Below are 23,573 nucleotides of genomic sequence, written 5' to 3'. Positions count from 1 at the left end.
ATTGTTCCCCTTATGACAGCTTTGGAGATTGGCGGCGAAGCTCTGCCGCAGGAACGTAAGATCGTCACTGAGATTCCGGGACCGAAGTCCCGTGAACTCGAGGAGCGGCGCAGAAGCGCCGTGGCGACCGGTGTCGGTTCGAGCTTGCCTGCCTACGTGGTGGCGGCCGGCGGCGGCATCCTCAAGGACGCCGACGGCAACCAGCTCATCGACCTCGGTTCGGGCATCGCCGTGACCACGGCCGGGAACTCGAATCCGCGCGTGGTCGAGAAGGCGAAGGCCCAGCTCGAGGCATTCACCCATACCTGCTTCATGGTCAACCCGTACGAGAACTATGTCGAGGTCGCCGAAGCCCTCAACCGCGTCACTCCGGGAGACCACGAGAAGCGCACCGTGCTGCTGAACTCCGGCGCCGAGGCGGTCGAGAACGCAGTGAAGATCGCCCGCGCCCACACCGGCCGCGATGCCGTCGTCGTCTTCGACCACGCCTACCACGGTCGCACGAACCTGACCATGGCGATGACCTCGAAGGCCGCCCCCTACAAGGCCGGCTTCGGTCCCTTCGCCGGGGAGGTCTACCGGGCCCCGATGTCGTACCCGTACCGGGACAACGACGCCGCGGGCACGAAGATCAGCGGTGAGGACGCAGCCAAGCGCGTCATCACGATGATCGAGAAGCAGATCGGCTCCGAATACGTTGCCGCGATCGTCATCGAACCCATCCAGGGCGAGGGCGGCTTCATCGTCCCGGCCGAGGGCTTCCTGCCCACGCTCGTCGACTACGCCCGCGAGAAGGGCATCGTCTTCGTCGCCGACGAGGTGCAGGCCGGCTTCGCCCGCACCGGCAAGATGTTCGCCTCCGAATGGGAGGGCATCGTCCCCGACCTGATCACCACGGCCAAGGGCATCGCCGGCGGTCTGCCGCTGTCGGCCGTGACCGGTCGCGCGGAGATCATGGACTCGGTCGGCCCGGGCCGCCTCGGTGGAACCTACGGCGGCAACCCGACCGCCTGTGCCGCGGCCCTCGGAGCGATCGCCGCATACGAAGAGGACGGACTGGTCGCCAACGCCGCACATATCGGTGAGATCCTCGTCGACCGTCTGACCAAGCTGCAGTCGAAGTACCCCGAGGTCGGCGACATCCGCGGCCGCGGTGCCATGATCGCCGCCGAGTTCGTCGAGCACGACTCGATCGAGCCGAACCCCGATCTGGTCAAGAAGCTCGCCGACCACTGTGCGAAGAACGGCGTGCTCGTGCTCACGACGGGCACCTTCGGCAACATTCTGCGCTTCCTGCCGCCGCTGACGATCTCCGACGAACTGCTGAACGACGCGTTCGACGTCATCGAGGCGGGCCTGGCCGAACTCCTCGGCTGACCGCCCGCAGCCGCCTGACGGCGGCGCAGATGCCTTGCGAGTTGTCTGCGCCGCCGTCGTCTGCATTCACAGACTCCTCACAGCAGTCACCACCGACGGAAATGCGGGATGCCGCATTTCTCAACCCGACCAGGGGTCTCGTCCGCCTCGTCGGAATAGACTTCCAGAACGGTGCTTCGCCCTTCGTCGAAGCACTGCTGTTCAGGATCGCGCGCACTCCGCCGACGCCGACTTCGTGAAGGGGCGCACACATGGCTGCAACCGAGCAGAACCTCCCCGGCCGATGGCCGGCAGAGGCGGCTGTATTCCTGCGGCGCTCCTTTGCCATCTGCTGCTTTGCCGCTCTCGGGTCCCTCGGGTACTTCGCGGTGTCCGGACGCTTCGACTTCGCCGCTCATTACCTCGCCGGGGTCGGCGGTGGCCTCATCCTCATCGCAATGGCACCGCCGCTCGTCGCCTGGGCTTCGCGGCGCGGACATGCACCCGAACGGCTCAGCGGCCTGCTCGTCGTCCTCGCCACGCTGCTGGCGATCGGCATCGGCATGGTGATCGAATACAGAGTCTTCGGCGACCCGACTGCCGACTGGTCGGATATCGTCCACCAGTCATTGGGTGCGGCATGCATCGGTCTGATCTGCGTCCTCGCCCCCGAGCCGCCAGGAACCCCCGCGGCCGCAGCCGTGAAAGGATCTGCCCTGATTGGTCTGGGGCTGGTCATGATCGCGATGGGGGCGAGTTTTGTCGGGCTGCTCTGATCGAGTCCCCGCTCGTCGCAGAGGCAGGGGGCGCCCGCACAGCGGGTGGAGACGGGCGTCGGTGCTCCTTCTGTTTCTCATCTGTGCGATCTTCATCGTCCTCGGCGCTGCCGTGGCTTGGCAGAGGTCTCTGATCCCGCTCGAACTGCACGGAAAGGTGACTGAGCTCGCCGCGGTCGAAGTGGAACAGCCGGGCGTCGACGACTGGGTGGAGTTTCACCTCGGACCGACTCGGTTCGCCGCTGGCATCGCATCGCTGTCGTGCATCAGTGACGGTGTCGAGGTGGAAAAGAAGGCCTGGAGCAGGCAGGTCGCCGTCGACGGTCAGCCGTGCGTTCTGCCATGGCCCCGTCAGGCGATCGCGGACTCGGTGGTGCCTTGCGCAATCCTCGCACTGATCGCTCTCATCATTCCGCACGTCCTCGGTCCGCGGCACCGCCACAGGCACGCCCAGGCGCAGGAGGGGACGACTCCCGATGAACGGCGAGGCTGAGAGCTGAGACCGGCTGGGCCGGGGCGCCAGCCAGCGGGGACGGCTGACGTCGTGTCCGTCGGCGAAGCCGAAGACGCGGTTGATCGGACGAAGAGTCAGAGCACGGCAGACGGGGTGACTCACCGCGTCCTGCCGTCCCGGTCCCCGGGTTCGCGATCGTCTCCCCCGGAAGGGGCAGCGGTCGCCATTGGCTACAGTGAGAACATGACCGACACCGCTGGCGTTCGCCTGTCCCGGCTGCTCCGGGACGCCGAGAGCCTCCTCCTCCCACTGACCGAGGCAGCCCGCGATCACGAGGTCACCCGGATCGACTTCGGCTTCGACCTGTCGCAGGCACCTGCTGCGCGGACGCGAGGAGCCGTCGTCCTCATCACCGAGGCGGTGCACAGCCGCTCGGGCCTCGACACGATCCTCGCCGAGCACGCCGAAGCCGCAGCGCTCGTCCTCCCGCCCGGAGCGCATGCCCACCTCGGCGACGCCGAGACATCCGGGCACACGGAAGACGCTCCCGTCCTCCTCGAACGCTCACCGCATGTGACATGGTCGGAGACACTCGTCCACCTGCGCCAGCTCACCGAGGGAGTGACGAGCGCCCTGGCCTGGCCCGATGTCGACGACCTCAGCGCGCTGGCGGCGGTCATCGCCGAGTCGACGGGGGCGTCGATCACGATCGAGGACCCGGGCTCCCGCGTTTTGGCCCACGCCAACCTCGGCGGTGAACTCGATGAGATCCGACGGGAGACGATCCTCTCCGGCGCCATCCCCGCCTGGCGGATCGCCGAGCTCGAGGAATCGGGCTTCCTCGACACCATCCGACGCTCCACCGACGTCGTCGAACGTCCCGCAGCGGGCAGCTCTCCGGCCCGATCGGTCATCGCCCTGCGCAGTGAGGGCGAGCTGATCGGCACGATCTGGGCGGCCTATCCGGCTGCAGTCGATCCCGGGCCGCTGCGGGACGTGCTCCGGGACGCCGCGCGTGCCGCCCTGCCGGTGATGCTGCGGACGCTGCGCCGCTCGCCGTTCGAGAAGCGCATCCGCCGCGAGGCGCTCAGCGGAATCCTCGCCGGCTCGGTCGACCTCGGTCCTGCGGCGACCCTGCTGGCGCTGCCGTTCTCCGGGCACTACTGTGCCCTCGCCTTCGCCGAGGTGGCCCCCGAGCGAGAGCCCGTCCTGCGGTTCCACCTTCGGGCCGCCTTCGCAGACGCCGTGCTCGCACATGTCGATCCCGGTGCGGACCTCGGCCCGATCGCAGGAAAGGGCGCTCACCTTGCGGCTCTCGTGCAGATGAGCGAGCCGCTGGACGCCGAGCGGATCCGAGACCATGTGCTGGCCACGCTCCGGCGGTCGCTGCCTGCCGGCGAACGGCTGTGCTTCGGCGTCGGCGGCGCCGTGGACCGCCTCGACGAGGTGCATCGCTCGTGGACCGAGGCCGTCTATGTCGTCGACGCCCTGCCGCGCAGGCCGGAACCCGCCGACTCGGGCCCGGCGTCGGACGAGTCGCTCACCGGCGCAACGGCCGCCGATGTCGCCGCCGAGGTCGTCGGGCTGCGCGTCGCCGATGCGCTGCTCTCCGCCGGTGGGAGGGACGGAGACGAACGTGTGGTGCGGCCGGCTCGTGTGCTGGCCCGCCACGATGCGAACCACAACGGCAGCCTGCTCGAGACCCTGCGCGTGTACTTCGCCACGGTCGGCAACTCTGCCGAGGCCTCCCGCCGGCTGCACGTGCACACGAATTCGCTGCGACATCGGCTGGGCCGGATCGAAGAGATCACCGGGCTGTCGACGGCCGCGCCGGCCGACAGGCTGTGGCTCGAGCTCTCGGTGCTCGCCCATGACCGCGCGAGCGGCTGAAACGCCTCTCGTGTGAAACACACAATCCGGGGCGGCGAAGTTTGGCACGTTATCGTCGGATCGTTCAGGGCAGTCGTCCTACAGTGACAGGAGATCACGAACAGAGGACGGTATGCCGAGCAGTCACCATTCGATCCCGGACAGCCGGGCACGGGCGATCAGAGCGATCGCCGAGACCAGCAATGCCGCCGGAGACGGCGACGCGGACGGCTTCGAGCCGGGCGGCCGTCCCCCGGACGGTTTCGAGCCGGAACCTGCCGCACGTGCCTGCGTGCCCGTTCTCACGGACCGGACCCCGGTGCTCGGTCTCATGGACCTCGATGGGCTGAGTGCCGCGTTCGAGCGGCTGAACGCGGCTTTCGTCTCGCAGAGGGATGTCCTCCATGCGGTGGCCTGCAAGGCCGTGCCCGTGCGTGCGCTGCTGCACCGCTACGCCGAGGCGGGTGCCGGCTGCGAGGTCGCCAGCTCCGGCGAACTCGAACTCGCCCTCGCCGCGGGTTTCACTCCTGAACGGATCGTCTTCGACTCCCCGGCCAAGACCTGGACGGAGCTGCGGCGGGCCGTCGACCTCGGCGTCTCGATCAACGTCGACAACTTCGAAGAGCTCGCCCGCCTCGACGCTCTCCTCGGTGAACGTCGGCGCGGTCACTCTGCCGGGGCCGGACAGTCCGACCCCGCCTCGGCGCGATCGGAAGTGCCGGGCTCCGCCCCGACGGGGTCGGAGGTGCCCAGCCCCGCCTCGGCGCGGATCGGCATCCGCATCAATCCGCAGTCGGGAACCGGCGCGATCGGCGCGCTGAGCACCGCCACCGAGACCTCGAAGTTCGGCATCGGATTGGCCGATCCCGACGCCCGCGAGAAGCTCATCGAGGCCTATCTGGCCCGACCCTGGCTCAATCAGATCCACGTCCATTCCGGCTCACAGGGCATCAGCCTCGACCGGGCCGCCGTCGGCGTCCGCGCTGCCGTCGACCTCGCTCAGGAGATCAACGCGCGAGCGGCTTCTGATTCGGACGCGTCGGATCCGACAACCCTGAGCGACGCACGAGCCGTGTCCGACCGCCGGCGAATCACCCGCATCGACATCGGCGGGGGACTGTCGGTGAACTTCGAGGGCGAGGACGTCACTCCGACCTTCGCCGAGTACCGGGCCGTGCTCGAGGAGCAGGTGCCGGAACTGTTCGACTTCGATATCGTCACGGAGTTCGGCCGGGCGCTGCTGGCCAAGGCCGGCACCATCCTCACGCGGGTCGAGTACGCGAAGACCACGGGAGGCCGCCGCATCGCCATGACCCAGGCCGGCGTCCAGGTCGCCACCCGCACCGCCTATGCGCCCGCGGACTGGCCGCTGCGCATCCTGCCCTTCACCGCGGACGGTGAACCGAAGACCGCCGAGGCGACCCCCACCGATGTCGCCGGGCCGGCCTGCTTCTCCGGTGACCTCCTGGCCCGCGACCGGATGCTGCCCCGCCTCGACGCGGGCGACCTCGTGGCCGTGCCCGAGACCGGCGCCTACTACTTCTCGAATCCGTTCTCCTACAACCTCCTCCCACGCGTGCCCGTCTACGGCTACTGCGCCGCGGGAGCCTCGACTGTCGAGGGAGCCGTCGGAGCCGGCTCCGAAGGGACCGCGCAGCAGTCCGAGGTGACAGTGCCGCAGTCCGCCGGGGCCGCGACCCGCAACGGCGGGCTCGCGCCGCAGTTCTTCCTCATCCGGCGCGGACAGTCGATCGACGACGTGCTCGCCGAGGCGGGAGGGCCAGAGCTGCAGAGCCTGAACACTCTGACCGAGCAGAGCCTGAACACTCCGACCGAGCAGGGCAGCATCTAACGATTCAGCAAACTTTCAGGTCGAGTAGCCAAAAGCTCACCGCTTCCGCATAATCTCGAGGGAGATCACTGAGTATCCAGCTGAGCAGCTGGTGACGACGACGTACCAGGAAGGATGACATGACATTCCGACGCATGACCATTGCGGCCATCGCCGCCTTGGCGCTCAGCCTCACAGCCTGCGGATCCGGAGGCAGCGGCGGGGGAGGGGGCGAAACCACGGACGACCTCACCCTCGGCACCGGAGGCACCTCGGGCACCTACTATCCGCTCGGCGGTGAACTCGCCTCGATCTTCGAGGACAACGTCGACGGGGTCACCGTCAACTACGTCGAATCCGGAGCATCGGCCGAGAACCTCGGAAAGATCTACCAGGGCGAATGGCAGATGGGCTTCACCCAGAGCGATACCGCGAACGATGCGGTCAACGGCGAGCTCGAGGATCTGGACGGCACGAAGCTCGACAACGTCGGCTGGCTGGCCTCCCTCTACCCGGAAGCCGCGCACATCATCGTCCGCGACGACTCGAAGATCGAGTCCGTCGAGGACCTCAAGGGCAAGAAGATCGCCGTCGGCGACGCCGGATCGGGCACACGGGCGATCTCCGATGCGATCCTCGAGGCCGCGGACATCGGCGAGTCCGACTACACCCCCGAGGTCACGGACTTCGGGGCGTCGACCGATATGCTCGGCGACAAGCAGATCGACGCGACGATCTTCGTCGTGGGCACTCCGGTCGCCGGCCTGACTCAGCTGGCCGCCTCGACCGATGTCAGGCTGCTCGAACTCGACGACGACATCACCTCGGCGATCGAGGAGTCGACGGGCGCAGAGTCCTATGACATCCCCGCCGAGGCCTATGACTTCCTCGACGAGGACGTGCCGACGGTCTCCGTGTTCGCCGCTCTCGTGGCGTCGACCGACCAGGTCAGCGAGGACACGGCCTACGGGCTGACCAAGGCACTGTTCGACAACACCGACGGAGTCACCCTCGATGTCGGCAAGCTCATCAAGAAGGACACCGCGATGCAGGGGATCGGCGACGTCCCGCTGCATCCCGGCGCCAAGAAGTACTTCGAAGAAGAGGGCATCGACCTGCCGTGAGTGACGAGACGACAGCGCCCCGACCGGGGGACTCCTCGGCCGGGGCGGCTGCCGCGCCGACGGTGGCAGCCGATCAGGCAAGAGAGAAGGTCCTGCGCGACGTCGACTCCTCGAGCCGGTTCCGCACGGATCTCGGCTGGTGGGCGTGGGTGATCGGCGGAGTCTCCGTCGTCTTCACCCTCTACCACCTCTACGCCGCACTCGAGCGGCCGTTCAACACGTGGATGCACTCATCGCTCCACCTGGCCGGGGCGACGGCGCTGATCTTCTTCCTCTACCCGGCGAGCAAAGGGCTGCTCGACGCTCCCGCCACCGGCAATCGCGTCGCCGACTTCCTCATCGGACGCGGCAGCCGCGTCCCTTGGTACGACGTGCTGCTCGGGCTCGCAGGGCTGTTCTGCAACCTCTACGTCTTCTTCGACTATTCGCGTCTGGTGAGCAACTCGGTCCAGATCCTCGGCTATTCGCCCCTCGACTTCGTCGTGGCGATCCTCGGCGTGCTGCTCATCCTCGAAGCCACCCGTCGCTGCGTGGGCCCGCCCATCGTCATCATCGCCGCAGTCGCGCTCCTCTACGGGCTCTTCGGCAACCACAGCCCCGTCTTCAGGCACTCCGGGCTGAGCGTCGAGGACCTCGCGACGAACATGTTCCTGTCCAACGGCACCGGCATCTTCGGCACTCCCGTGCAGGTGTCGGCGAACTTCATCTTCCTCTTCCTGTTCTTCGCCGTGATGCTCGTGCACACGAACATCGGCCAGTTCTTCAATGACCTCGCCTTCCGGCTCACCGGGCGCTACACCGGCGGACCGGCGAAGGCGGCGGTCGTCGCCTCCGGACTGCAGGGCATGGTCTCGGGGTCCTCGGTGGCCAATACCGTGGCCTCGGGATCGTTCACCATCCCGCTGATGAAGAAGGCCGGGTTCAAACCCCACTTCGCCGCCGCCACCGAGGCCACGGCATCGACCGGCGGACAGATCATGCCGCCGATCATGGGCGCGGCCGCGTTCATCATGGCTCAGAACGTGCCCGACCTCGAATACAACGGCCTCATCGTCATCGCCATCATCCCCGCACTGCTCTATTTCCTCGGTGCGTTCCTGTCCATCCACTTCGAAGCGAAGATGAGCGGCATCCTCGGAATGGCGAAATCCGCCCTGCCGGACGGTCGCGATCTGCTCAAGCGGCTCGACCTGCTGCTGCCGCTGGTGGTCATCGTGCTCACGCTGCTCTCGGGCATGTCTCCGATCCGGGCGGCGCTGTTCGGCATCGGCACAGCCTTCATCCTCAGCTTCCTGCGGAAGATGACCCGTCTGAGCCCCCGCGCGCTCGTCGACGTCCTCATCGCGGGGGCACGCACGGCGCTGCCGGTCATCGCCGCCTGTGCCACGGCCGGAATCGTCGCCGGCACGGTGACTGTGACCGGCCTCGGCGGTCAGCTGGGCAAGGGCCTGGTCGATCTGGCCGGCGGCAACTTCTTCGTCGTGCTGTTCATGGTCATGATCGCCTGCCTGGTCCTCGGAATGGGGCTTCCGACGACGGCGAACTACGTGGTCACGGCGACGGTCGCCGCACCGATCCTGTACAACAACTTCGATGTGCCGCTGATCGCCGCACACATGTTCGTGTTCTTCTTCGGCATCCTCGCCGATATCACCCCGCCCGTCTGCCTCGCGGCCTATGCGGGTGCCGGCATCGCGGGAGCGAACCCGATGAAGGCCGGAGTCACCGCGGTGCGGATCGCGATCGCAGGATTCCTCATCCCCTACGTCTTCATCCTCCAGCCCGCGCTGCTGCTGCAGGGAACCTGGCAGGAGATGGTCTCGGCTCTCGTGACGCTGTGTCTGGGCATGGTCGGCGTGGCCGCGGGTATGGCCGGCTACTTCTTCGGCGTCACCAACGTGGTGGAGAGAGTGCTGCTGGTCGCCGGCGGCATTGCTCTGGTCTACCCGGCCATGTGGATCTCCCTCATCGGTCTGGCGGTGCTCGTCGGCATCGCGATCGTGCAGAAGCTGCGCAAGGCCGAGACCTCCGAGCAGATCGCCCACCGCAGCGGCGACCGGTCGCCGCAGGGGGTCTGAGGACCGGAGCGGACGCAGTGCAGGACGTGAAGCGCCAGGAGCGCAAGGCGTCTGTTCGTGAGCCGCTGTGGTGTTTGCACAGTTGCTGACAAGCAACTTTGTGTGGTGTTGTGCGTAGATCATGGCACTTCGAACGTAGAGTGATGAAAAGCACACTCATCGCATTCCGGACGAGCGACCGCATTCGTCCGAAACGGGAGTGACAACTGAATCACCGCACGAGCAGAAGGACAATGATGTTCACTCACCCCACACTGCGCAGACACTCCGCACTGCGCAGAGGATGGCGCCGCTGCCTGGCCGGCGTCGCAGCCCTCGCCCTCGTCGGCTCCTTCGCCGCCGCCCCGGCACAGGCGGCCACGTCCGAGGCTCCGGCTTCCGAGAACGTGCTGCGTATCGCCACCGACGGATTCATCGATTCGTTCAACCCCTTCACCTCCTTCTACCTGGTGCCGACGAACACCTTCAGGTACATGTATGAGAACCTCGTGGCCAACGACGCCGAGGACGGCTCGGTCACCGAGGGACTCGCCACCGAATGGAACACGGACGACGAGGGCAAGGTCTGGACGTACCAGATCAGGCCGGACATGAAGTGGTCCGATGGGGAACCGCTGACGTCGAAGGACGTGGCGTGGACGTACACCCAGATGATGGAGAAGGAGGAGATGGCGGTCGCCAACGGCAGCCTCGTCGAGAACTTCGACAAGGTCGAGGCTCCGGACGAGTCCACTGTCGTCATCACTCTGAAGAAGCCGCAGGCGAACAATCCGGGCCAGGAGATCCCGATCGTGCCCGAGCACGTGTGGTCGGAGATCGACAAGCCCGGCGAGTTCAAGAACGACGAGAAGTCGGTCGGTTCGGGACCCTTCCAGCTCGAGAGCTATGAGGCGAACAAGTCGATCACGCTCAAGGCGAACCCGAACTTCTGGCGCGGCAAACCGAAGCTCGACGAGATCCAGTACCGCTACTACACGAACTCCGACGCCCAGGTGCAGGCCATCCGCTCCGGCGAGGTCGACTTCATCTCCGGCCTCAGTCCGGATCAGTTCACCGCGCTCGAGGGGGCCGATAACGTCAAGCTCAACGACGGCAACGGCCGCCGCTTCAACGGCATCTCCATCAATCCCGGAGTCGCCGATGCCGAGGGCAAGGAGTTCGGCACCGGCAGCGAGGCGCTGAAGGACAAGAAGGTGCGCCAGGCCATCCGCGCCGGCATCGACATCGAAACGCTGCGCAAACAGGTCATGCACGACTACGCGCAGCCGGCCACGAGCTTCATCCCTGCGGTCTATCCGAACTGGACGCTGAAGTCCGATGACCCCGTCATCAGCGGTTTCGACGTGAAGAAGGCGAAGAAGCTGCTCGACGAGGCCGGTTGGAAGGAAGGGGCGGACGGCATCCGGGCCAAGGACGGGAAGAAGCTCGAGCTGCGCTTCCTCACCGACGCCGATGCGCCGATCGAGCAGAACACTGCGAAGTTCCTCGCGCCTTGGATGAAGGACATCGGCATCGCTCTGAAGAACGAGTCGACCGATGTCGACACGGTGTCGGAGCGCACCACCAAGGGCGACTACGACATGTACTTCTCCGGCTGGTCGATCAATCCGGATCCGGACTATCAGCTGAGCATCAACACCTGCGGACAGCGCCCCGACGCTGACGGCAACGGGGGCACGAGCCAAGACGGTTGGTGCAACAAGGAGTTCGACAAGCTCTACCGGGCTCAGCACGTCGAACTCGACCAGGCCAAGAGAGCCGAACTCGTGCAGAAGGCCCTGGCGATCCACTACGAAGAGGCTCCTTCGGTGACACTGTGGTACCCGAGTCAGCTCGAGGCCATCCGCTCCGATCGGTTCACGAACTTCACGAAGCAGCCCACCGACGGCGGAGTGATCGCCAATCAGGTCGGCTACTGGGGCTATGCCTCGGTCGAACCCGTGAGTGCGGAGGAGGCCTCGGGCGGAGGGGGCCTGGGCGCGGGCGGCTGGATCGGAATCGCCGCAGCCGTCATCGTCGTCCTCGGCGGAGGCGGCTGGCTGCTCAGCCGCCGCAGGAAGTCCGACGACCGCGAATAGGAACCGCCCCGCCGTCCCGACCGTGGCCCTGCCGTCCTGAGCGCGGCCCTGACGTCACGAGCGTGGTCCCGCCGCCCCGGGCGCCGCTTCGGCGTCCGGGACGCCGGGGCCGCCGTCCTCGACAGCACCCTCTCGGCACCACCCGGCACCACCCAGCACCAGGAGCACCCCAGTGACCAGACCTGCCCGCAACGATCCCCACCCCGCGGATCCGACGGACCCGGGCCCCGCCTCGGCGACCCACTCCGCGGATCCGGCGGACCCGGACCCCGCCTCGGCGGCGGGATCCACCGGAACAGCCGATGCGGACGAACCGCCGGCGGGCGGATCGTTCGCAGGCTACTTCCTGCGCAAACTCGGCGGGGCCGCGACCTCGATGATCCTCGTCATCGTCCTCGGCTTCTTCGCCTTCCGGATGCTGCCCGGCGATCCCGTGCTCAAGATCGCGAAGGAGCGCCCGATGAGCCCGGCGCAGATCGCCGAACTGCGCAGCCAATACGGTCTCGACAAACCCGTCATCGTCCAGTTCTGGGACTACCTCGTCGGGATCGTCACCGGCGACCTCGGCGAGAGCTATGTCTATCGGAAGACGGTGTCCTCGCTCATCGTCGAATACCTCGGCCCGACCCTGCTGCTCACCGGCACCGCGGCACTCATCGCGATCGCCATGGGACTGTGGCTCGGCCAGCTCTCCGCTTGGAGGAGGAACTCGCTGTTCGACAAGCTCGCCTCCTCGACCTCGCTGATCTTCTGGTCCGTCCCGACCTTCTGGCTCGGCCTCATCCTGCTCATGATCTTCGGCGGCACCCTGCAGTGGCTGCCCACCGGCGGCATGATCACTCCCGGCCTCGACCCGTGGTCGGCCGCCGGGATCATCGACGTGATCAAGCACCTCATCCTGCCCGTCGTCTCCCTCGTCGTCGTCGTCTACGCCCAGTTCCTCATGATCATGCGCGCCTCCCTGATCGAGGAGATGAGCGAGGACTATCTCACCACCGCCCGCGCCAAGGGGCTGACCGAGGACGAAGTCCGCCGCAGGCACGCAGTGCCCAACGCTCTGCTGCCCACCGTCACCGTCGTATTCCTCCACATCGGCGGCCTCATCGCCGGTGCCGTCACCGTCGAAGCCGTGTTCTCCTGGCCGGGCCTGGGCAAACTCACCTTCGAAGCCATCCGCGGCCCCGACCTCCCGCTGCTGCAGGGCACCTTCGTCGTGTTCTCGGCGATCATCATCGTGATGAACCTGGCCGCCGACCTCGTCTACCGATTCCTCGATCCCCGCGTCAGGAGGGCCTGATGAGTGCGAACACCCCCGCCGAGGCGGCTCCCGGCCCCCCGGACCGCGATCCCCGGGAGCGCGGTGCCGCGATCGACGGCGCGAAGCTCGTCCGCGAACGTCGGCTGAACAACGCGAAGAAGAACTGGGCGCTCTTCCGCTCCGACGTCCCCGCGCTGCTCGGAGCCCTCGTGCTGCTCTTCTTCGTCGTCATCGCGCTCGCCGCCCCGCTCATCGCCCCTGCCGCGATGCTCGATGTGACGAAGCAGCTCGACGCTCCGCGCTACGCCCCGCCGAGCCTCGAACACCCCTTGGGCACCGACGGCCTCGGCCGGGAGCTGTGGGTGCGCATCCTCTGGGGAGCGCGTGTGTCGATCCTCGTCGGCGTCGCCGCCACCGTCATGTCCATGGTCATCGGCACCATCATGGGGCTGGCCGCCGGACACTTCAGCGGACTCTTCGGCGGCCTCATCATGCGCGTCATCGACTTCTTCATCGTGCTCCCGTCCCTGCTGCTGGCGATCGTGCTCTCCTCCGTCCTCGAACGCGGAGTCTTCACCATCGTGATCGCCATCGGCCTGACCTCCTGGGCGTCGACGGCGCGCATCGTGCGGTCCCAGACCCTGAGCGTCGAGTCCCGGCTCTACATCGAAAGGGCGCGCATCCTCGGCGCCGGGCATCGGCACATCCTGTTCCGGCACCTGCTGCCTGCGGTCATGCCGCTCGTGCTCGCGAACACGACCCTGACCGTCGGCGGCGCGATCATCGCCGAGTCCACCCTGTCGTTCCTGGGGCTCGGCGATACCAGCAAGGAGTCCTGGGGCACGATACTGAAGAACTCGATGGACGTCTCGGCCGCGACCTCCGGCTATTGGTGGTACGTGCTCACTCCCGGCATCGCGATCCTCCTCGTCGTGCTCGCCTTCACGATGGTCGGCCGTGCGCTCGAGGCCATCATCAACCCCGCCCTGAGGAGCCGCTGATGACCGATCTGAGCTTCGAGAACGTCTCGATCACCTACCGCTCCTCCTCATCGCGCGGTGACGTCGCCGCGGTCAGGGAGGTCAGCCTCGATCTGCCCGCGGGCACGACGCTGGGCATCGCGGGGGAATCCGGATCGGGGAAGTCGACGCTGATCATGTCCGCCCTGCGGCTGCTGCCGAAGTCGGCGCGGCTGGACGGGCGGGTGCTCCTCGGCGGGAAGGATCTGGCGCAGCTGAACTTCGGGCAGATCCGTGCGGTGCGCTGGTCGCAGGCCTCGATCGTGTTCCAGGGCGCCCTGCATTCGCTCAACCCTGTGCGCGAGGTCGGACGGCAGATCATCGAAGCCCTCGAACACCACTCGAAGGACACGTGGACGAGTCCGGAGAAGCGGAGGGCGCGGATGCTCGAACTGCTCGCCGAGGTCGACCTCGACTCCGCGAAGGCCTCGGCCTACCCGCACGAGCTCTCCGGCGGTCAGAAGCAGCGGATCATGATCGCCATGGCCCTGGCCTGCGAACCGGACATCATCATCGCCGACGAGCCGACCACGGCCCTCGACGTCATAGTCCAGAAGCAGATCCTGTCCGGACTCGCCGCGCTCGTCGCCGACCGCGGGATCTCGCTCCTGATGATCAGCCATGACCTCGCCGTGCTCTCGGCCGTGTGCGCGAAGCTCGCGATCATGCGCCACGGCAGGCTCGTCGAATTCGGGCCCAGCGACGAGGTGTGCCTGCGGCCGCGTGAGAACTACACGAAGCAGCTGGCCGGTGCGTTCCCCCAGATCGGCGACCAGGAATCGCGGATGAACCCGCGGACGCTGCGACCCGCCGAGGTGACCCGGGCCCAGCCGTTCACCATGAGCGACGAAGTGGTGCTAGAGGCGAAGGACGTCAGCGTGTCCTTCGCGACCAAGCGAGGTACGGAGAGGGCCGTTCGGGGCGTGGACCTGTCCCTGCGGAGAGCCGAGATCCTCGCCGTCGTCGGCCAATCGGGGTCGGGCAAGACGACCCTGGCCAGGGCGCTGCTGGGCCTGCAGGAAGTTGAGCCCGGCTCACAGGTGGCGTTCCAGGGCCGTGCGCTGCCGAGGAAGGCGAAGGCGCTGCGGACGTTCCGCCGTCAGGTGCAGATGATCCTGCAGGACCCGGCCGGTTCGCTCAACCCCAAGCGCAGCGTCTATGAGGCCGTGGTCGAAGGTCTGCGGGTGCAGGGCATCCGCGACGACGAGTACGCGCGGGTGGTCGGTGCGCTCGAAGCCGCCGAGCTCACGCCGGCAGGTGACTACCTCGAATCGATTCCGCAGGAGCTCTCCGGCGGGCAGCGGCAGAGGGTCGTCATCGCCGGTGCCCTGGCGCTGGACCCGCAGGTGCTCATCGCCGACGAACCCGTGGCGTCGCTGGACGCCTCCGTGCGCGGGGAGATCCTGTCCCTGTTCCTCGCGCTGAAGCAGAACCTCGGGATGAGTGCGCTCATCATCACCCACGACCTCGGTCTGGCGTGGAACATCGCGGACACGGTGGCCGTGATGAAGAAGGGCCAGATCGTGGAATACGGTGAGGTCGACAGCGTGCTGGAGAACCCGCAGCACGAGTACACGCAGGAGCTGCTCGCCGCGGTTCCCCGACTGGGAAGTCAGAGCCTGGTGAGAAATGAGTAGTCGCCACAACCGTCCGTACGGCGGCGGGCCGCACACTCATCTGCCCGCCAGCCCTTACCTCGAGACACCGCCGCTGCGGCCCGGTGACACCGTCCGCCTCATCGCTCCGTCCGGTCCCACCGACGAGGAGTCGCTGCTCCGAGCCGTCTGGCAGCTCGAATCCTGGGATCTTCACGTCGTGCCGGGCAAGCACATCCGCGCTCGCCACCCCCGAGTGCCGTACCTCGCGGGCACCGACGAGCAGCGGCGGGACGACCTCGTCGACGCCTGGTGCGACCCGGACACCGACGCCGTCATCGCCCTGCGCGGGGGCTTCGGAGCCATGCGGCTGCTCGACGACATCGACTTCGACCACATGCGCCGGCACATGCTGCGCCGAGACGGCCGGCCCAAACTGCTCACCGGCTCCTCGGACGTCACCGCCCTCCACCAGGCCTGGGACCACCACCTGTCGGCAGCGACCCTGTTCTGCCCGATGGTCGGCAACGATCCGTTCAGGAACTCGGCCGTGGTCCCCGCCGAGGTGGCTTCCTGGCTGTTCGCTCCCTGGGGCGGTCGCGAACTCGGCTTCCCCGCCGCGGCGGGCACCGAGGCCGCCACAGCGGAGGCCGGTGTCGAGGCCACGGCGGGCGAGAAGTGGTCGCAATCGGATACTTTCGGAGCCCGAAAATCTCCGAACGCGACCAGTTCTTCCGCTGCAGCGGGCGCAGCGGGCTCGACGGACCCGGACTCGTCGCTCAGGTGGGCGAAATGGGCGGAAGAATCACGCGGGAATCCTCCCAAAACACCCACTCAAGCCGCGGGTGCGGCCGGCCCCGCGACTGCTGCATCCGCCCAAGCCGCGGGTGCGGGCGGCCCCGCGACTGCTGCATGCACCCTACCCGCGGGTGCGGCCGGGCCGCGCAGCCGGGCGCGGACTCTGGTTCCGGGGCGAGCGCGGGGCCGCCTCGGCGGGGGAAATCTCAGTCTCGTGGCAGCGGCCATCGGCAGTCCGGAACTGGCAGGCGCGAGGCAGCTGCGGGAGATTCGCGGACCGAGCATTCTCATGCTCGAAGACGTCGACGAGGAACTGTACCGGCTCGACAACCTGCTCGTGCAGGCAGTCCGCGGCGGGTGGTTCGACTCGGCTGACGCGGTGGTGCTCGGGTCCTGGGAGGACTGCGCCCCGGTCGCCGAAGTCGAGGCTCTGGTCATGGACGCCCTCGGCGAGGCGGGCATCCCGATCGTGACCGAGATGGGCTTCGGACACGATCCGGATGCACCGAGCCTGCCCCTCGGCGTCGAGGCCACACTCGAGGCGCCTGCAGGCGGACGCCCGCGCCTGCGGGTGGACGGTGCCGGAGAGGGCCGGGGGTGAGCTGGTGAGCGGACACACGCGATTCCGAAACGAGCACCGGCGGGATCAGTACCCGGAACGCGATGACGAGAACGACGAGAGGAGCACGACCATGAGCGAACCGAACTTCGACGGACTGCCCGGGGTGCGCTTCAGCGCCCTGGCCTACGACGTCGACAGCGGAGAGAGGGTGTTCGCGCACAACGAGAACGAGGAGCTCGACACCGCGAGCATGGGCAAGGTGTTCCTGCTCCATACCGTCCTGCAGATGTCGCAGGACGGCACGCTCGATCTGCAGGAGCGTCTGACTCGGCGGCCGAGCGAACGTGTCGACGAGTCCGGCATCTGGTACCTCATGGAGCAGGACGAGCTGAGCATCTTCGACGTGGCCCTGCTCATCGGCGCCTTCAGCGACAACTTCGCGACGAATGTGCTCATCCGCCGAGTCGGCCTCGACAGCGTCGCCCGCCAGGTCGAGGACTTGGGCTACCGGAACTCCGGGCTCCACGACTTCCTGCGCTGGCCGCGCCCGGCCAAGGCCCCGCGGACCCTGTCGACGGGCACCGCCGCGGAGATCAGCGACTTCATGGCGCGGCATGCGAAGGACGAGTTCTGGGACGAGTCGACGAATGAGATCTTCCGCCGCTGGCTGGGAGCCGGTGCGGACACTTCGATGGTCGCCTCGGCGTTCGACCTCGACCCGCTCGCGCACTACAACTATCAGCGCGACGTATGGGTGTGGAACAAGACGGGCACGAACGGGACGATCCGTGCCGACGCCGGGATCGCGATGACGCCGACGCGGCGAGTGGCCTACGCCGTGTTCGCGAACTGGGAGCCCGGCACGGACCGAGTCGTCGACGTCATGCCGATCATGCGCGAAGCGGGGGAGGTGATCCACCGATTCCTCTGAAGGGCGGTCCGCCGATGTTCTCGAGACGGTCTCGTGCGTGCGCACGGCCGCACTCCGATTCTCGAGTATTCTTGACGGACTATGACCTCCTCGATCTACCTCACCGGCGAAGCAAAGGCTCCGTCGAACAACCCGATCATGACGCAGTACGGGCTGTTCTTCATCGCTTTCGAGATCGAGGCGGACACACACCGAATCCTCGATGTCGACTGCTCGGCGACGTTGGCCCTGACAAGGAAGTTCATCAGGGACCTGTTCATCGACGCGGACATCCTGGACACCGGTCGGCTCACGGAGACGATCACGGCCAGATACCACGGGTCCTCACAGAAGGCACTCATCGCCGCGGTGAACAGCGCGGCGAAGAAGTACCGAGAGCTGCCCGCCTCAGGCTGAGAGGTCTCCTCGACCACGAAGATTGCCCGAGTCCACACCCGACCGGATCCAATCGACAACCACACATGGCTTCACCGCGCTCGGCACCTGCGTTCCTCCGTGCCGGAGCCCTCCCTTCGGGGTGTCCGGACACAGTCGTCCGCTTCCGGGCGGACCGGCAGACCGGGGCGCGGTCCTATCCAACGAGGGAGTGTCGTTTGTGATCACGGACGGTTTTCTTTTCATCAGCCTGCTGCTGGCGATCTCGGCGGTTCTCGTCGTCGCCGACCGGAGCGGGAGATTCAAGGTATTCAGATATGTCCCCGGGTTCGTCTTCCTCTACATCGTGGCGGCCCTGCTCAACACGGTGGGCCTGTTCGACCACGACGCGGTCGACGGAGTCGGTGACGGGCTGCAGGACGCTCTGCTGCCGGCGATGATCCTGCTTCTGCTGTTCAAATGCGATGTCAGACAGATCATCCGGCTCGGGCCGAAGCTGCTGCTGACCTTCGTGGTCACGGCCGTGAGCATCATGATCGGCTTCATCGTCGCCTATCTCATCGTGCATTCGGCATTGGCCCCGGAATCGTGGAAGGCACTCGGTGCGCTCAACGCCTCCTGGACCGGCGGCTCGGCGAACATGGTCGCGGTCCAGAACATCCTCGAGGCACCCGAGGACATCTTCGGCTATGTGCTCATCGTCGACACCGTACTCTACTCGTTCTGGCTGCTCCTCATCTTCTCCTCGGTCGCCGTCTCCGACAGGTTCAACCGATGGACGAAGGCCGACACCTCGAAGTTCGACTTCGCCGACCGGGTCACCGGTGAGGAGGAGAAGCCGATGACGCTTCCTTCGATCATCGGTCTGCTGGGCTTCGCGCTGCTCGTCTCCGCCCTGGCCGCCCGCGCAGGCGAGCTGCTTCCGGAAGTGGGGGCGGTGATCAACGCCTCGGCGTGGACGATCCTCATCGTGAGCGTCCTCGGCCTGGTCATCGGCTCGACCCGCTGGGGGCGAGCAGCAGGATCGAGCGAGCTCGCGACCATCATGCTCTACCTCATCATCGGCATCATCGCCTCCGGGTCCGACTTCACCTCCTTGGCGGAGGCTCCGCTGTACCTCGTCGCGGGCGTGATCGTGCTCCTCGTCCACATCGTCATCATGCTCATCTACGCGAAGCTGACGAAGACCGAACTGTTCAGCATCGCCGTGGCCAGTACGGCGAACATCGGCGGGATCGCCTCGGCGCCGGTGGTCGCAGGAGCCTTCAACCGGCAGCTGGTGCCGGTCGGCGTGCTCTTCGCGCTCATCGGCACCTTCTCCGGCACCTTCCTGGGGCTGTGGACGGCACAGCTGATGTCGGGGATCGGATGAGAGTGAACCTGAGCCGACGACTGCACATCCAGCCGTGCCGACCCGCACGGCGGCCGCCGCCGCGGCCGAACTGCGAACATCCACCACCTGCAATGAAGGAGCACTGCCATGAGCTACGAAGTCTTCGACGGACACAACGACCTCGCCTGGTATCTGCGCGAGGAACGCGACTACAGCGTCGCGAGTCTCAACGATCCTGCCGTTTCGCCGTTCACCACGATGGATCAGCTGGCGGTCGGCCATGTCGCCGCGCAGTACTGGTCGGTCTACGTCCACTCCTCGATCACCGGCTCGCACGCAGTCAAGGCGACCTGGGAGCAGATCGACGCGGTGCAGCGCTTCGTCACCGCGTACCCGGAACGTCTGCAGTTCGCCCGGACGGCCGCCGAGGTCCGGGCCGCTCGCAGTGCGGGCAGGGTCGCTTCGCTCATGGGCGTCGAGGGCGGCCAGCAGATCGACGAATCGCTGGCCGTGCTGCGCTCCTATGCGCGGGCCGGGGCCCGCTACATGACGCTGACCTGGTCGACGACGCACTCGTGGGCGGATTCGGCCACCGACGAGCCGCAGCACGGGGGCTTGAGCGAGTTCGGACGCGAGGTCGTGGCCGAGATGAACCGGATCGGCATGATCATCGATCTGTCCCATGTCGCTCCCTCGGTCATGCACCAGTCGCTCGACATCACCACCCTGCCCGTGCTCTTCACCCACTCCTGCGCCTACGGACTCAACCCGCATCCGCGGAACATCCCCGACGACGTCCTCGACCGCGTGCCCGACAACGGGGGAGTGGCGATGATGACGTTCGTGCCCTCCTTCGTCTCGAATGCCCGCCGCAGATGGGTCGAGGCCGGGGAGCAAGGCACCGCCCCCGAGGTGACTGTGGCCGATGTCGCCGACCACTGCGATTACGTGCGCGAACGGATCGGGATCGACCACATCGGCCTCGGCGGCGACATCTGCGGAGTCGATGAGCTGCCGACCGGGCTCGGTGACGCGGGACAGTATCCGAACCTCTTCGCCGAACTCGCCTCACGCGGCTGGTCGGAGACCGACCTGCACAGGCTCGGGTTCGCGAATGCCATGCGAGTCCTCGAAGACCATGAAGAGGCGTACGCGGCCTTCCTCGGATCAGCGGACCGCGAAGAGGCCGCCTCGGCGAGGGACCGATCATGACCCGGCTGCTCGTCATCGTCAATGACATCGATTCTCAGCCGGGGTTGCTGACACCGTGGATGATCAGCGAGAACGTCGAATTCGATCTGCGCATCGGCGGCGTCTCGCACCTGCCGGAACCGAGCGCACTCGAGGCCTACGACGGCCTGATCGCGCTCGGCGGGGGGTACATGCCCGATGAGACCGACCGCGCACCCTGGCTCGCCGGGGAGGCCGAACTCGTCCGCCATGCGCTGGAGACGGACCTGCCGCAGCTCGGGATCTGCCTCGGTGGGCAGCTCATCGCCCATGTGATCGGCGGTGACGTGCGAGCCAGAACCGGAGCGCCGGAGAAGGGATACACCCGGATCGATACCACCGCCGAGGCGGCCGCCGATCCCGTGTTCTCGGTGATCCGAGAGCGGACGTCGTTCCTCGAAAGCCATGTGGACCGCATCGTGGAGCTGCCGACCGAGGCGACGCTGCTGGCCTCGAGCGAAGCCTGCGAATTCCAGGCATTCCGGATGGGACGTGCCTGGGGCACGCAGTTCCACCCGGAGGCGACACGCGCGAACATTCTGCGATGGGATGCGGCGAAACTGCGGAAGCTCGGGTTCGATAAAGCTACTCTGGTGGAAGAGGCGGAGGAGCTGGGCCCCGAGAGCGAACGTGATGCGAAGGCGCTGTTCACTGCGTTTCTCGATGTGGTGCGGGGCTGATGCATACTGGGCGGGGCTCTGACACCATTCGGAGCTGCCAGGACTGCGGCTGAAGCGGCTGCGGCGGAGATGGAGGAATCGTGAGCGACAAGGAACCCACGACCACAGTCGATGCAGGAGATGGGCACCACCCCGAGACTCTCAAGCGGGTGATGGGGCCGAAGCTGCTGCTTCTGTTCATCGTCGGCGACATCCTCGGAACGGGCGTCTACGCACTGACCGGCAAGGTGGCCGGACAGGTCGGAGGCGCCGGCTGGGCGCCGGTGATCCTCGCCTTCCTCATCGCGCTGATCACCGCGTTCTCCTATATGGAGCTCGTGACGAAGTACCCGCATGCCGCAGGTGCGGCTCTGTACACGCACAAGGCGTTCGGGATCCACTTCGTGACCTTCCTCGTCGCCTTCGCAGTCCTCAGCTCCGGCATCACCTCGGCGTCGACGGCGTCGAACGTCTTCGCTGCGAACCTCGTGGCCGGATTCGGCTGGGACGTCTCGGGCACCGGGGTGATGTGGATCGCGTTGGGCTTCCTCACCCTCATCGCCCTGATCAACCTCCGCGGCGTCGGCGAGAGCGTGTGGTTCAACGTGGTTCTCACCCTCATCGAACTCAGCGGCCTGCTGCTGGTCATCCTCGTCGGATTCTTCGCCCTCGGGTCCGGTGATGCGGACTTCTCACGGGTGATGATCTTCGAGACCGAGGGGGACAAGAGCGTCTTCCTCGCGGTCACGGGCGCCACGGCGCTCGCCTTCTTCTCCATGGTCGGCTTCGAGGACTCGGTCAACATGGTCGAGGAGACGAAGGACCCGCGCGTGTTCCCGAAGATCATGCTCTCGGGCCTGACGATCACCGGCGTGATCTACGTGCTCGTCTCCCTCGTCACCGTCGCGGCGGTGCCGATCGGTGTGCTGACCGAGAGCGAGACGCCCCTGCTCGAGGTCGTCCGCGCCGGGGCTCCCGGCCTGCCGATCGACACGATCTTCCCGTTTATGACGATGTTCGCCGTGGCGAACTCGGCGCTGATCAACATGCTCATGGCCAGCCGCCTGCTCTTCGGAATGTCCAAGCAGAACGTGCTCCCACCGGTGTTCGCGAAGGTCATGGCCCGTCGCCGCTCGCCGTGGGTGTCGATCATCTTCACGACGCTCATCGCCTATGCGCTCATCATCGCGGTGACGACGATCCTGCCGGAGACGGTGACGGCCTCGCTCGGCGGCACCACCTCGCTGCTGCTCTTGGCGGTGTTCGCCGTCGTCAACGTGGCCGTGCTCATCCTGCGCAAGCAGCCGGCCGACCACGATCACTTCAAGGCGCCCACGTTCCTGCCGTGGCTCGGCGTCATCAGCTGTGCGTTCCTCGTCGGCCCCTGGGCCCGCCTCGACGAACTCGTCCAGTACCAGATCGCGGTCGCACTCGTCGGCATCGGCGTCGTCCTGTGGGTCGTGACCTGGCTGTGGAACCGTTCCACCAAGGGAACGAGCACGCGATTCCGGAATCCCGAGGAACTGACGTGAAGCCGATGCCGCGCGTGGAGCCGATGTGGCGCCGAGGCTGTGCGCCGTTCCGTGGGGCAGTGTCCTCGCTGGGACGGCGACGGTCTCGGAGCGCGGCGCCGCATCTCGCTATCCTGGAGCAGTGGGGCTCCGACCGTTCCACTCAGCACTGTTCGGCTCAACCCAATGAAGGTGAAGAATGACTGTTCTCGTCGGTTACGTCAACAACCCCGCCGGCCATGCCGCTCTCGATGCGGGAATCGCCCATGTGAAGAAGGACGGCGGAGAATTGGTCGTCGTCAACGCATCACGGTCGGCTCAGCGCAATGATTCCTACCGCCTCGGCGAGGGTGAGCTCAAATCCGTCAAGGACTACCTGAGAAGGTCCGACGTCGAATTCCGCGTGCTGACGCTCGGCAGCGAGTACGACCCTGCCGAACAGATCCTCGACACCGCGACCGAGGTGGGCGCCGAGCTGATCGTGCTCGGGACCAGGAAGCGGACCCCGGTCGGCAAGTTCCTCCTCGGGTCGACGATCCAGAAGGTCATCCTCGACGCCGCGGCCCCGGTGCTGTGCGTGAAGGCCGCCCACTGAACTCTTCCGTTGGCTGGGTGGGCTGGTCGGCCGATTCAGTGATGAGGTCGGCGTCGACGTGACTGCCGGCGAGGACTGCGCAGGCGAGGACGTGGGTGCCGGATAGGATTGCGCCGGCGTCGACCCAACGTCCGGATTGCT

General features: G+C 66.8%; 19 protein-coding genes. All 19 read left to right on the top strand.

All coding sequences use genetic code 11. From position 1 onward, the window contains the following. Positions 1–12: 12 nt before the first annotated feature. The 19 genes from gabT (at position 13) to IHE57_RS03770 (ending at position 23,432) form a co-directional block, all read left to right on the top strand. The gene (gabT, locus tag IHE57_RS03860) at positions 13–1,377 is read left to right on the top strand and encodes a 4-aminobutyrate--2-oxoglutarate transaminase (RefSeq protein ID WP_209370921.1); all 1,365 of its coding nucleotides are present in this window, start codon (positions 13–15) and stop codon (positions 1,375–1,377) included. Positions 1,378–1,628: 251 nt separating this feature from the next. Further along, positions 1,629–2,132, top strand: coding sequence for a hypothetical protein (locus tag IHE57_RS03855; RefSeq protein WP_209370920.1), 504 nt, complete (start codon positions 1,629–1,631; stop codon positions 2,130–2,132). 61 nt (positions 2,133–2,193) lie between these two features. Continuing rightward, positions 2,194–2,625 (top strand): hypothetical protein, encoded by a 432-nt coding sequence (locus IHE57_RS03850; protein WP_209370919.1) that lies wholly within the window; start codon positions 2,194–2,196, stop codon positions 2,623–2,625. A gap of 204 nt (positions 2,626–2,829) precedes the next feature. Further along, a complete protein-coding gene (locus IHE57_RS03845) occupies positions 2,830–4,476 on the top strand; it encodes a PucR family transcriptional regulator (RefSeq protein WP_209370918.1) in 1,647 nt (548 codons plus the stop codon). Positions 4,477–4,588: 112 nt separating this feature from the next. Continuing rightward, positions 4,589–6,307, top strand: a complete 1,719-nt coding sequence (locus IHE57_RS03840; protein WP_209370917.1) for a type III PLP-dependent enzyme domain-containing protein — start codon at positions 4,589–4,591, stop codon at positions 6,305–6,307. A gap of 119 nt (positions 6,308–6,426) precedes the next feature. Beyond that, positions 6,427–7,410 (top strand): TAXI family TRAP transporter solute-binding subunit, encoded by a 984-nt coding sequence (locus IHE57_RS03835; protein WP_253719875.1) that lies wholly within the window; start codon positions 6,427–6,429, stop codon positions 7,408–7,410. After that, on the top strand, positions 7,407–9,488 hold the full coding sequence (locus IHE57_RS03830) for a TRAP transporter permease (protein ID WP_209370915.1): 2,082 nt from the start codon (positions 7,407–7,409) through the stop codon (positions 9,486–9,488). The genes IHE57_RS03835 and IHE57_RS03830 overlap by 4 nt, the downstream gene beginning before the upstream one ends. A gap of 236 nt (positions 9,489–9,724) precedes the next feature. Next, positions 9,725–11,566 (top strand): ABC transporter substrate-binding protein, encoded by a 1,842-nt coding sequence (locus IHE57_RS03825; protein ID WP_209370913.1) that lies wholly within the window; start codon positions 9,725–9,727, stop codon positions 11,564–11,566. Between the two features lie 172 nt (positions 11,567–11,738). Continuing rightward, positions 11,739–12,863 (top strand): ABC transporter permease, encoded by a 1,125-nt coding sequence (locus IHE57_RS03820; protein ID WP_209370911.1) that lies wholly within the window; start codon positions 11,739–11,741, stop codon positions 12,861–12,863. Next, positions 12,863–13,825, top strand: coding sequence for an ABC transporter permease (locus tag IHE57_RS03815; protein ID WP_253719874.1), 963 nt, complete (start codon positions 12,863–12,865; stop codon positions 13,823–13,825). The genes IHE57_RS03820 and IHE57_RS03815 overlap by 1 nt, the downstream gene beginning before the upstream one ends. Continuing rightward, positions 13,825–15,480 carry an ATP-binding cassette domain-containing protein gene (locus IHE57_RS03810; RefSeq protein WP_209370909.1) on the top strand — a complete coding sequence of 552 codons (1,656 nt, stop codon included), beginning with the start codon at positions 13,825–13,827 and terminating at the stop codon, positions 15,478–15,480. The genes IHE57_RS03815 and IHE57_RS03810 overlap by 1 nt, the downstream gene beginning before the upstream one ends. After that, positions 15,473–16,837, top strand: coding sequence for a S66 peptidase family protein (locus IHE57_RS03805; RefSeq protein WP_209370908.1), 1,365 nt, complete (start codon positions 15,473–15,475; stop codon positions 16,835–16,837). The genes IHE57_RS03810 and IHE57_RS03805 overlap by 8 nt, the downstream gene beginning before the upstream one ends. Positions 16,838–16,928: 91 nt before the next feature. Beyond that, entirely contained in the window at positions 16,929–17,729 is an 801-nt protein-coding gene (locus IHE57_RS03800) for a serine hydrolase (RefSeq protein ID WP_209323911.1), read from the top strand. A gap of 81 nt (positions 17,730–17,810) precedes the next feature. Then, a complete protein-coding gene (locus IHE57_RS03795) occupies positions 17,811–18,125 on the top strand; it encodes a DUF3870 domain-containing protein (protein ID WP_209323910.1) in 315 nt (104 codons plus the stop codon). Positions 18,126–18,324: 199 nt separating this feature from the next. Next, positions 18,325–19,476 (top strand): DUF819 family protein, encoded by a 1,152-nt coding sequence (locus tag IHE57_RS03790; RefSeq protein WP_209370996.1) that lies wholly within the window; start codon positions 18,325–18,327, stop codon positions 19,474–19,476. A 108-nt stretch (positions 19,477–19,584) separates the two neighbouring features. Continuing rightward, the gene (locus IHE57_RS03785; RefSeq protein WP_209370906.1) at positions 19,585–20,649 is read left to right on the top strand and encodes a dipeptidase; all 1,065 of its coding nucleotides are present in this window, start codon (positions 19,585–19,587) and stop codon (positions 20,647–20,649) included. Beyond that, positions 20,646–21,347 carry a type 1 glutamine amidotransferase gene (locus IHE57_RS03780; RefSeq protein ID WP_209370903.1) on the top strand — a complete coding sequence of 234 codons (702 nt, stop codon included), beginning with the start codon at positions 20,646–20,648 and terminating at the stop codon, positions 21,345–21,347. Before IHE57_RS03785 ends, IHE57_RS03780 begins: the two co-directional genes overlap by 4 nt. A gap of 80 nt (positions 21,348–21,427) precedes the next feature. Beyond that, a complete protein-coding gene (locus IHE57_RS03775; RefSeq protein ID WP_343071783.1) occupies positions 21,428–22,858 on the top strand; it encodes an APC family permease in 1,431 nt (476 codons plus the stop codon). A gap of 178 nt (positions 22,859–23,036) precedes the next feature. Then, positions 23,037–23,432: a universal stress protein gene (locus IHE57_RS03770; RefSeq protein ID WP_209323906.1), complete on the top strand. Its 396-nt coding sequence runs from the start codon at positions 23,037–23,039 to the stop codon at positions 23,430–23,432. Positions 23,433–23,573: the final 141 nt, after the last annotated feature.

Source organism: Brevibacterium renqingii, assembly GCF_017808105.1.
GTDB classification, from domain to species: domain Bacteria; phylum Actinomycetota; class Actinomycetes; order Actinomycetales; family Brevibacteriaceae; genus Brevibacterium; species Brevibacterium renqingii.
This window is presented reverse-complemented; position numbering and strand designations above follow the sequence as displayed.